10 protein-coding genes and 1 pseudogene are annotated in these 9,351 nt (G+C 68.3%); 3 read left to right on the top strand and 8 right to left on the bottom strand.

The window, feature by feature from the left end:
- Positions 1 to 90: pseudogene (locus E3T23_RS16035) on the bottom strand (hypothetical protein); the annotation flags it as partial.
- 106 nt (positions 91 to 196) lie between these two features.
- Between E3T23_RS16035 and E3T23_RS11160 the strand changes: the two are divergent.
- The 3 genes from E3T23_RS11160 to E3T23_RS11150 all read left to right on the top strand — a co-directional run bounded on the left by E3T23_RS11160 (position 197) and on the right by E3T23_RS11150 (position 2,814).
- Entirely contained in the window at positions 197 to 922 is a 726-nt protein-coding gene (locus E3T23_RS11160; protein ID WP_166806278.1) for a GAF and ANTAR domain-containing protein, read from the top strand.
- Between the two features lie 26 nt (positions 923 to 948).
- Positions 949 to 1,686, top strand: a complete 738-nt coding sequence (locus E3T23_RS11155) for a GAF and ANTAR domain-containing protein (protein WP_134370449.1) — start codon at positions 949 to 951, stop codon at positions 1,684 to 1,686.
- Positions 1,687 to 1,797: 111 nt separating this feature from the next.
- On the top strand, positions 1,798 to 2,814 hold the full coding sequence (locus tag E3T23_RS11150) for an MDR family oxidoreductase (RefSeq protein WP_134370448.1): 1,017 nt from the start codon (positions 1,798 to 1,800) through the stop codon (positions 2,812 to 2,814).
- A gap of 3 nt (positions 2,815 to 2,817) precedes the next feature.
- On the opposite strand, the gene E3T23_RS11145 is transcribed toward E3T23_RS11150, so the two are convergent.
- From E3T23_RS11145 to hemQ, 7 genes are all read right to left on the bottom strand, one after another.
- Positions 2,818 to 3,168, bottom strand: coding sequence for a hypothetical protein (locus tag E3T23_RS11145; RefSeq protein ID WP_134370447.1), 351 nt, complete (start codon positions 3,166 to 3,168; stop codon positions 2,818 to 2,820).
- A 117-nt stretch (positions 3,169 to 3,285) separates the two neighbouring features.
- Positions 3,286 to 4,614 carry a glutamate-1-semialdehyde 2,1-aminomutase gene (gene hemL, locus E3T23_RS11140; RefSeq protein WP_134370452.1) on the bottom strand — a complete coding sequence of 443 codons (1,329 nt, stop codon included), beginning with the start codon at positions 4,612 to 4,614 and terminating at the stop codon, positions 3,286 to 3,288.
- A complete protein-coding gene (gene hemB / locus E3T23_RS11135) occupies positions 4,614 to 5,600 on the bottom strand; it encodes a porphobilinogen synthase (protein ID WP_420898322.1) in 987 nt (328 codons plus the stop codon). The genes hemL and hemB overlap by 1 nt, the downstream gene beginning before the upstream one ends.
- A gap of 130 nt (positions 5,601 to 5,730) precedes the next feature.
- Complete coding sequence (locus E3T23_RS11130) at positions 5,731 to 6,522, bottom strand: uroporphyrinogen-III synthase (protein ID WP_134370451.1); 792 nt, start codon at positions 6,520 to 6,522, stop codon at positions 5,731 to 5,733.
- Positions 6,522 to 7,475: a hydroxymethylbilane synthase gene (hemC, locus tag E3T23_RS11125; protein WP_134370445.1), complete on the bottom strand. Its 954-nt coding sequence runs from the start codon at positions 7,473 to 7,475 to the stop codon at positions 6,522 to 6,524. Before hemC ends, E3T23_RS11130 begins: the two co-directional genes overlap by 1 nt.
- Positions 7,472 to 8,566, bottom strand: coding sequence for a ferrochelatase (locus E3T23_RS11120; RefSeq protein WP_134370444.1), 1,095 nt, complete (start codon positions 8,564 to 8,566; stop codon positions 7,472 to 7,474). The genes hemC and E3T23_RS11120 overlap by 4 nt, the downstream gene beginning before the upstream one ends.
- Positions 8,566 to 9,330 (bottom strand): hydrogen peroxide-dependent heme synthase, encoded by a 765-nt coding sequence (hemQ, locus tag E3T23_RS11115; protein ID WP_134370443.1) that lies wholly within the window; start codon positions 9,328 to 9,330, stop codon positions 8,566 to 8,568. Before hemQ ends, E3T23_RS11120 begins: the two co-directional genes overlap by 1 nt.
- Between the last annotated feature and the right edge of the window lie 21 nt (positions 9,331 to 9,351).

Here is a 9,351-nt window from a genome sequence, read left to right as displayed (position 1 = left end):
GGTGGTCAGCGTGCGGTTGTGGTCGCGCGCATATGTCCGCAAAGCCGCGAATGCTTCGTCCATGGACAGCTCAGCGCCTTCCGATACAACGCCCTCGGCCTGCTTCCTCGCTCTCTTTGGGCCGTCTCTGCGAGATGGAGTAGCCTACTTGCACTGTCCCGTTAGGCATGTGATCTCAGAGGGAGGACGCAATGACTTGGTTTTCAAAACTCCTAACCTCGCGCCTCGACGTCCGGACGACGTGATGCACGACAGCAAGAACGATTTCGTAGTTGCTGAACCCCCGGATTTGTGTTTGCCATTTATAGACAACCTTGGCGTCACCGGTGTGTCAATCGCCGTTTTCGGTCCGAGGGGCGGTCAATCCACCATCTGCTCGAGTGATTCGATCGCCGCGCGTATCGATGAACTGCAGTTCGATCTGGGCGAAGGCCCGCAGTGGGCCACACTCAAATCCGGTGTCCCGACGCTCGTGCCGGATGTTTCTACCGGCACCCATGATTCCTGGCCGATCTTTGCAGCTTCGATCGGTTCGCTCCACGTGGGCGCGCTCTTCTCGTTCCCGTTGCTTATGGGAGCAGCCACCGTCGGCACCGTCGGGTTATACCGGCGAACTGCAGGCGCCTTGAGCCCGCAGCACCTAGAGATCGCAGTGACCCTCGCGTCGGCCTTGACGGATGTTGCCGTGCGCCACGCCATCGCGGGTGCCGACAATGAGGACGCTGGAGAGTCGATGGTGACCCCGGCGATGAGGCGCGAGGTTCATCAGGCAACCGGGATGATCCTTGTGCAACTTGATACCACTGCTACGATCGCCTATTCGCGCCTGCAGGCCCACGCTTTTGCCAGCGGTCGAACCGTTCAGGACATTGCCCGCGACGTCGTCAGCAGGCACTTGAGCTTCAGATCTCTCCCCGAATAATTTCACTACCGAGAAATGAGCAGGCCATGGCTGACTTCACACGCGAAGCGAAGCTGAATAGAGCGTTCGTTAAACTTACCGACACCCTCACGGACGATTTTGACGTCGTTGACCTTCTCCAGAGCCTCGTGGAACAATGCTCGGAAATTCTCGACACCCAGGCTGCGGGTCTCATGCTCCTCGACGGTTTGGGCGAGTTGCAGCTAGTGGCATCCACCAGTGAAGAAACAACTCTCGTAGAGGTGATGCAACTGAACGCGGGCGCCGGACCGTGTGTCGAGTGCTTTACGACCGGGAAACCGGTGACCGTCGGCGATATCGAAGGTTCCGGGGATCGGTGGCCTGCCTTCCGTCTTGAAGCGATACGACAGGGTTTCAAATCCGTGCACGCGACGCCAATGCGTCTTCGAGGCCAAGTGCTTGGGGCCTTGAACATGTTCAGCATCCACGTGGGCGAACTGGTCGCCGCCGATGTCGCTGTTGCGCAGGCCTTGGCCGACGTTGCCACCATCGGACTGCTGCAGGAGCGAGGAAGCAGAGAGAAAACTCTCGTCGCGGCGCAGTTACAGCGAGCCCTTAACTCCCGAATTCTGATCGAGCAAGCCAAGGGCGTTGTATCGGAAAGCGCTGAGCTGTCCATGGACGAAGCATTCGCGGCTTTGCGGAAATATGCGCGCGACCACAACCTCACGCTCACCACCGTGGCCACCGCAGTGATCGACCGCAGCATCGATATGGGAAGCCGCGTCGGGGCGAAAGGCTGAGCCGGCTCACACGGCTGAATCTGCATATGCGGTCGCCGCGACCGTGATCGGCTATTTCGTCCGTTGGAAGCGCGACGTCACCTGACCCGACCGCCCGCGTAGTCTCGAGGCATGGATATTGAGACTGAGTTCCGCGCCATTGTCGTCGACCGCACCGAGAGCGTCGAGGGCAAGAAGACGCAGGGCGCGGCCCTCCGCATGGTCAGTGACGACTTCCTGATGCCCGGCGACGTCACCATCGCGGTCGAGTACTCGAGCATCAACTTCAAGGACGGACTGGCCCTGATGGGCCGGCCCGGGGTCGTGCGCGCGTGGCCCATGATCGCCGGGATCGACCTGGTCGGAACGGTCGAGCAGAGCACGGACCCGCGCTGGTCTGCCGGGGACCGTGTCATCCTCAACGGGGCCGGTCTGAGCGAGACCCACCACGGCGGCCTGGCCGAGCGGGCCCGCGTCTCCGGGGATTTCCTGGTGCGCCTGCCGGAGGGCATCAGCGCGGTGCGGGCGGCGGCCGTCGGCACGGCCGGCTTCACGGCCATGCTCTCCGTGCTCGGCCTCGAACGAGGCGGGATCACGCCGGAATCAGGTGCCGTGCTCGTGACCGGCGCGGCCGGCGGCGTCGGCAGCCTCGCCGTGGCGCTGCTCGCCGCGCGCGGCTACCGGGTGCACGCGTCGACCGGCCGTGTCGACGAGCTCGGCGACTACCTGCGTGGGCTCGGCGCCGTCGAACTCGTCGACCGGGGCACCCTCAGCGAGGCCGGGAAGCCGCTGCAGGGCCAGCGCTGGGCCGGGGCCATCGATTCGGTCGGCAGCTCCACCCTCGCGAACGTGCTGGCCCAGACGAACTACGGCGGAGTGGTCACCTCGTGTGGCCTGGCCCAGGGAGCGGACCTCCCCGCCACGGTCATGCCGTTCATCCTGCGCGCCGTCAGCCTCATCGGGATCAACTCGGTCGAGGCCCCGCTCGCGCAACGCGAGGAGGCCTGGCGTCACCTCGCCACGGACCTCGACCTGACCCTGCTCGACAGCCTGACCGAGGTCATCCCGCTGGAGGCGGCCTTCGACGCCGCCGCCGGCATCCTCGCGGGCACCGTGCACGGCCGGACCGTCGTCGACGTGCGCCGCTGAGGCTCAACCGCCGAGCTTAAGCGACGCGATCAGGTTCGGGGCGTGGTTGGTGGTCAGGATCACCCGGGAGAACTCGTCGTCGATGAGGTCGATGACGACCGCCTGGCGCTTGCGCTTGATCGCCAGGAAGTCCTTGCCGCCGTGGAACTTCCAAATGCCGACGGCGACCACCAGTGGCAGGCCCATCCCGGGGGAACGGATCCCACGGATCCAGATCCACGGATCGTCCGTGATCGTCACCGAACGGATGTTTTCCCGGGGCACGACGATGTCCTCGCGCCGCAGGGCAAGGGTCTTCTCCGCGGTCGTGAGGTGGATCTCAAGCCGATCAGGGTGAACACGGAGGGAAGCCATGCGTCTAGTCTGCCTGATCCGGGACGGAATCGACGTGTGGGCACCACACAAAGGCCGGACTCCGGATGTGTCTGATCACACCGGCCTGATCACACCTGTCTGATCACACCTGTCTGATCACACCGGCGCGGTCGCCGCGGCCGCGGCCTTCGCCGCGGCCGGCAGGGCGTCGAGGATCCAGCCGACCGCGCTTTCGTCGTGGGCGTTGGAGACGAACCAGGCCTCGAACACCGACGGCGGCAAGGAAACGCCCTGGTCCAGCATGGAGTGGAAGAACGGTCCGTAGCGGAACGCCTCCTGTCGCTGCACCTGGGCGTAGTTCCGGGGCGCGGCGGCCGCGGCCTCAGCACCGAAGACGAAGCTGAACAGGTTGCCGGCCCGCTGCACGCTGTGCTCGACGCCCTCGGCCGAGAAGGCGGCGGAGACGGCCGCGGAGAGCAGCAGGGCGGTGGCGTCGATATGCGCGTACACGCTCTCGTCCAGGGCCCGCAGGGTCGCGATGCCGGCGGCGACCGCCACCGGGTTCCCGGAGAGGGTGCCGGCCTGGTAGACCGGACCGTTCGGCGCCAGGAAGTCCATCACGTCGGCGCGACCCCCGAGTGCCGCCACCGGCAGGCCCCCACCGATGACCTTGCCGTAGGTGAACAGGTCCGGCGTGTAGCCCGCCTGATCCTGGCTCGCGGTGTCCAGTCCCCAGTAGCCCGCTGGATGCACGCGGAAGCCGGTGAGGACCTCGTCGATGATCAGGAGCGCGCCATGCTCGTGCGCGAGGGCGGTCAGCGCGGCGTTGAAGCCGGCGGAGGGCGCCACGACTCCCATGTTCGCGGCCGCCGCCTCGGTGATCACGGCGGCGATCCGGCCCGGGTGTGCCTCGAAGGCGAGCCGCACGGCCTCCAGATCGTTGTAGGGCAACACGAGAGTCTGCGCGGCCGTCGCCGCCGTCACCCCGGCCGAACCGGGCAGAGCCAACGTGGCCAGCCCGGACCCGGCCTGGGCCAGCAGCCCGTCCGAGTGGCCGTGATAGTGCCCGGCGAACTTGATCAGCAGGTCACGACCGGTGAAACCGCGGGCGAGACGGATGGCCGTCATGGTGGCCTCGGTGCCCGTCGAGACCAGGCGCAGCTTCTCGACCGCGCCGACGCGCTCCTCGATCAGTTCGGCCAGAACGGTCTCGCCGGGGGTGGAGGCACCGAACGACAGGCCGAGCGCGGCGGCATCCTGCACCGCCTGCACGACCTCCGGGTGCGCGTGGCCGAGGATGGCCGGGCCCCAGGAGCTGACCAGGTCGACGTACTCGCGCCCGTCGGAATCGGTGACGTAGGCGCCCTTCGCCTTGACCAGGAACAGCGGGGTGCCGCCGACGGAGCGGAAGGCGCGCACGGGCGAGTTGACGCCGCCGGGGATGGCGCGCTGCGCGCGGGCGAAGAGATCGTCGTTGCGGGACATCATCGGGCCTGCCTTTCGTTGAGCCAGGTGGCCAGTTCGACCGCCCAGTAGGTCAGCACGGCGTCCGCGCCGGCGCGACGGATGCTGAGCACGGACTCTTCGACGGCCCGGCGGCGGTCGATCCAGCCGTGGGCGGCCGCGGCCTCGATCATCGCGTATTCACCGGAGACCTGGTATGCCCAAACCGGAATAGCACTGACGGCGGCGACCTCGGCGAGCACGTCGAGGTAGCTGCCGGCGGGTTTCACCATCACGACGTCCGCGCCCTCCTGGATGTCGAGCAGGGCCTCGCGCACGCCCTCGCGGCGGTTCGCCGGGTCGAGCTGGTAGCTGCGCCGGTCACCCTCGAGCGTCGATTCCACCGCGTCGCGGAACGGACCGTAGAAGGCCGAGGCGTACTTGGCCGAATAGGCGAGAACCGCCGTGTCGACGTAGCCGTTCAGGTCGAGCGCCCGGCGCACGGCGGCGACCTGGCCGTCCATCATCCCGCTCAGTCCGAGCAGCTGCGACCCGGAGGCCGCCTGCACGAGCGCCATCTCGCAGTAACGCTCGAGGGTGGAATCGTTGTCGACGCTGCCGTCGACGGCGAGCAGCCCGCAGTGGCCGTGGTCGGTGAATTCGTCGAGGCAGAGGTCGGTCTGCACGACCAGGGCGTCGCCGACCTCGGCGGCCAGCGCGCGGGTGGCGGCGTTGAGGATGCCGTCGGGATCGGTGGCCCCGGAGCCGACGGCGTCGCGCACGGCCGGCACCCCGAAGAGCATGACTCCGCCGATGCCTGCTTCCGCGGCCTCGGTCACCGCCCGTCGGGCGCTGTCAATGGTGTGCTGAACCACCCCGGGCATCGACTGGATCGGCAGCGGGTCGCCGTTGCCCTCCCGCACAAACATCGGGAGAACCAGTTCGGAGGGGTGCAGACGGATTTCGCTGGCCAGGCGGCGGAGCGCAGGTGTGCTGCGCAACCGTCGTGGGCGGATGACGGGGGTTATCACTCGTCAACCCTACGTCGCCCGGCCGGGCCTGCGCGAACCGTGAGTTTCGCCCCTCCGCCGGCGCGGAAAGGGGGAGTTTCTCACAGTTCGGCGAAGAGAAGCGGGGCGAGGACGTGGCGATCAGGGGTCAGCGGGACTCGGCGACGTGGACCAGAGCGAGGATCAGGGATTCGGCGCTGGGCGCATCGGCCACGACGTCGACGCGCAGGCCGATGGCCGCCGCATCCTTCGCCGTGCGCGGCCCGATGCACGCCACCACCGTTGATTCGGGGATCGGCCCGAGCTGGTCCTGCACCTGCTGCGCCACGCTTCCGGAAGTGACGAGCAGGGCCTGGACCTTGCCGGCCGCGACATCCGCGACGACGCGCTGGTCGACCGGGACGCCGATGGTGCGATACGCGACGACCGATTCGACCTCGTGGCCGATCCGGCGCAGTCCTTCGGTCAGCAGGGGCTTGGCGATTTCCGAGCGCAGGGTGAGGATGCGCAGCGGCACCTCCCCCGCCGTGGCAGCCTCCCACTCCGCGAGGAGTCCGCGGGCCGAGTTGTCTTCGGAGGGGACGATGTCGACCCGGTACCCGGCCGCGACCAGGGCAGCGGCGGTGGTCTCGCCGACCGCGGCGATGCGCGTGGCGGGTGCCACGACGGCCCGGTGGGAAGACAGGACGTCGACGGTCGTGGCACTCGTCACGGTCATCCAGTCGAAGTCGCCCGCCGCGAGGCGCGCCAGAGCCGCCTCGAGCGCGGGAGCGTCGTCGGTCGGGGCGAAGTTGATCATGGGGGCCACGATCGGCTGGGCGCCCTGGGCGCGCAGATCGGCGGCAACGTGGTCGCCCCACGGGCCGCCGCGGGGCACGAGGACACGCCAGCCGGTGAGCGGCTTGGCGAGGCCGGTTCGGGTCTTGTAGTGCGAGGTCATCACGAAGTCACCTTCATCGGGGCGAAGTCGGCAGCGCCGCCGGCGAGCAGGTCACGCGAAACACGGTCAGAGACATCTTGCGCGGCCTCGGCCAGGTGCGCAATGGAGTGGGAGTCGGGGGTCGCGGCATGGGACGCCACGACGTTGCGGGAGCCGTCCGGGCTGTACACCGTGGCGGTGAGGAACAGGAGCCCGTCGTCGATCGCGGCCATGGCGCCGATCGGCGCCGCGCAGCCGGCTTCGAGCCGGGCCAGCACCAGACGCTCGGCCAGGACGGTGGCCTGGCTGGTCGCGTGGTTGATCGCCGTGAGGGCCGCGGCAAGGGATCGGTCGAGCTTCCCGTCGCGCACCTCGAGCGCGAGCGCACCCTGACCGGGTGCGGTCGGCCAGTCGGACAGTTCCAGGTATTCGCCGTCCACCGAATCGAGCAGCGCCAGTCGGCTGAGGCCGGCGGCGGCGAGTACGACGGCGTCGAGGTCGCCCTCGGCCACCCGCCCCAGACGGGTCTCCACGTTGCCGCGGATGTCGACGACGTCCAGGTCCGGACGCAGGGACCGCAGCTGGGCCGCCCGGCGCGGTGAACCGGTGCCGACCCGCGCGCCCTGGGGCAGCGTGGTCAGGTTCAGGCCGCCGCGGGCGCACAGCACGTCGCGCGCATCCGCCCGCTTCGGCGTGGCACCGATGCGGAGGCCCGGATACGCCGCCGTCGGCAGGTCTTTGAAGGAGTGCACGACGACGTCGCAGTCGTCGGCCAGGAGCGACTCGCGCAGGGCGCTGGCGAAGACGCCCGTGCCGCCCAGGCTTGAGAGCGGCTCGCGGGAGGTGTCGCCGTGCGTCGTGATCGCGATGATCTCGACCTCGGAGCCGGACGCGGTCGAGATGCGGTTCGCGATCGCCGTGGACTGCGCCAGGGCGAGCGCGCTGCCACGGGTGCCGACGCGGATCAGGCTCACGGGGCCATCCCGGCAACAGCAGGCTTGAAGCCCAGGCGCACGTTCTCGCAGCAGCCGGGGCGGCAGACGTCGTACCAGGGTCCCAGGTCGGTCTCGTGCGGACGAGCGTCGGCCGGGGTGTCGTTCAGACGCTCCTCGACCAGATCGATCAACCCGCTCACGAAGGCCGGGTCGACGCCCGGCGTGGGCACTCGCACGGACACCAGGCCGAGTTCCCCGGCGGTCTCGGTGGCCTCGTTGTCGAGGTCCCACATGACCTCCATGTGATCGCTGACGAAACCGAGCGGCACGATGACGATGGCACGGATGCCGCGCTCCGGCAGCAGCGCGATGGCGTCATTGATGTCGGGCTCGAGCCACGGCATGCTGGGCGGCCCGCTGCGGGACTGGAAAACCAGCTGCCACGGTGTGTCCACGCCGACCATGACCTTCTGGGCGACGGCCAGGTGCTGGGCCGCATAGGCGCCGCCCTCGCCGAAGCCGCGGTCGGCCGGGCCGCTCTTGTTGGCGTCGGTCATCGGGATCGAGTGGGTGGAGAAGAGGATCTCGACCTCGGTGGCCAGGTCGATGCCGGGGACCTGCGCCTGGACATCCGCGAGCCCCTGTCGGAGGGCGGTCACGAACGGGGTGACGAAACCGGGGTGGTCGAAGAACTGGCGCACCTTGTCAATGTGCACCACGCCGTCCAGGCCGGTGGCGATGAGCGCGGCGGCGAAGTCCTCGCGGTACTGGCGGCAGCCGGAGTAGGAGCTGTAGGCGCTGGTGGCGATGGCCAGGAGCCGGGTCTGGCCGTTGTCATGGGCCTCCCTGATGGTGTCGCGCAGGTACGGCGCCCAGTTGCGGTTGCCCCAGAGCACGGGCAGGTCGATGCCTCGACGCTCGAGCTCAGCCTGGAGCGCGGCGCGGAGCACCCGGTTCTGGTCGTTGATCGGGCTGATCCCGCCGAAGTGGCGGTAGTGCTTGGCGACCTCTTCGAGGCGCTCTTCGGGGATGCCGCGTCCGCCGGTGACGTTGCGCAGGAAGGGGATCACATCGTCCTGGCCCTCGGGGCCGCCGAAGCCGGCGAGCAGGATGGCGTCGTAGGTAGTCATTACTGCAGAACCTCCACCAGTTCGGCCGTCGAGATGCGGCGGCCGGTGTAAAACGGGACCTCTTCGCGCACGTGGCGGCGGGCCTCGGTGTTGCGCAGTTCGCGCATCAGGTCGACGAGCTCGGTGAGCTCGTCGCTTTCGATCGGCAGCAGCCACTCGTAGTCGCCGAGGGCGAACGAGGAGACGGTGTTGGCGATGGCGCCGCGGAAGGCCGCGCCCTTGCGGCCGTGGTCGGCGAGCATGGCGCTGCGCTCGGCCTCCGGCAGCAGGTACCACTCGTAGCTGCGCACGAACGGGTAGACAGTGAGCCAGGCCTTCGGCTCGACCCCGCGCAGGAACCCGGGCACATGGCTCTTGTTGAACTCGGCGTCGCGGTGCACGCCCATGGCGTTCCAGGTCGGCAGGAGGCTCTTGAGCAGGGCGCTGCGGCGCAGCTGGCGGTGGGCCCACTGCAAGCTTTCGGCGTCCGGCGCGTGGGTCCAGATCATCACGTCAGCGTCGGCGCGAAGGCCGGACACGTCGTAGAACCCGCGCACGGTCACACCCTCGGCCTCAACCAGTTCGATGACGTCGTCGAGCTCGCGCACGGCCCGGGGGACATCGTGGCCGTCCAGGTCATCCGGATTGCTCGGATCCTTGCGCAGCACCGCGAAGAGAGTGAAGCCCTGCGGCGATGCGCTGGGCGCGTCGGTCGTTCCGTGGGTCTCGGCAGAGGTGGTGGACTGAGTTGGGTGTACTGCCTCTCCGGCAGCCGGGTGAGTCATAACTACTAGTCTCTACTTCTT

Origin of the sequence: Cryobacterium cheniae (assembly GCF_004403395.1) — a bacterium.
Classification (GTDB): Bacteria; Actinomycetota; Actinomycetes; order Actinomycetales; family Microbacteriaceae; genus Cryobacterium; species Cryobacterium cheniae.
This window is presented reverse-complemented; position numbering and strand designations above follow the sequence as displayed.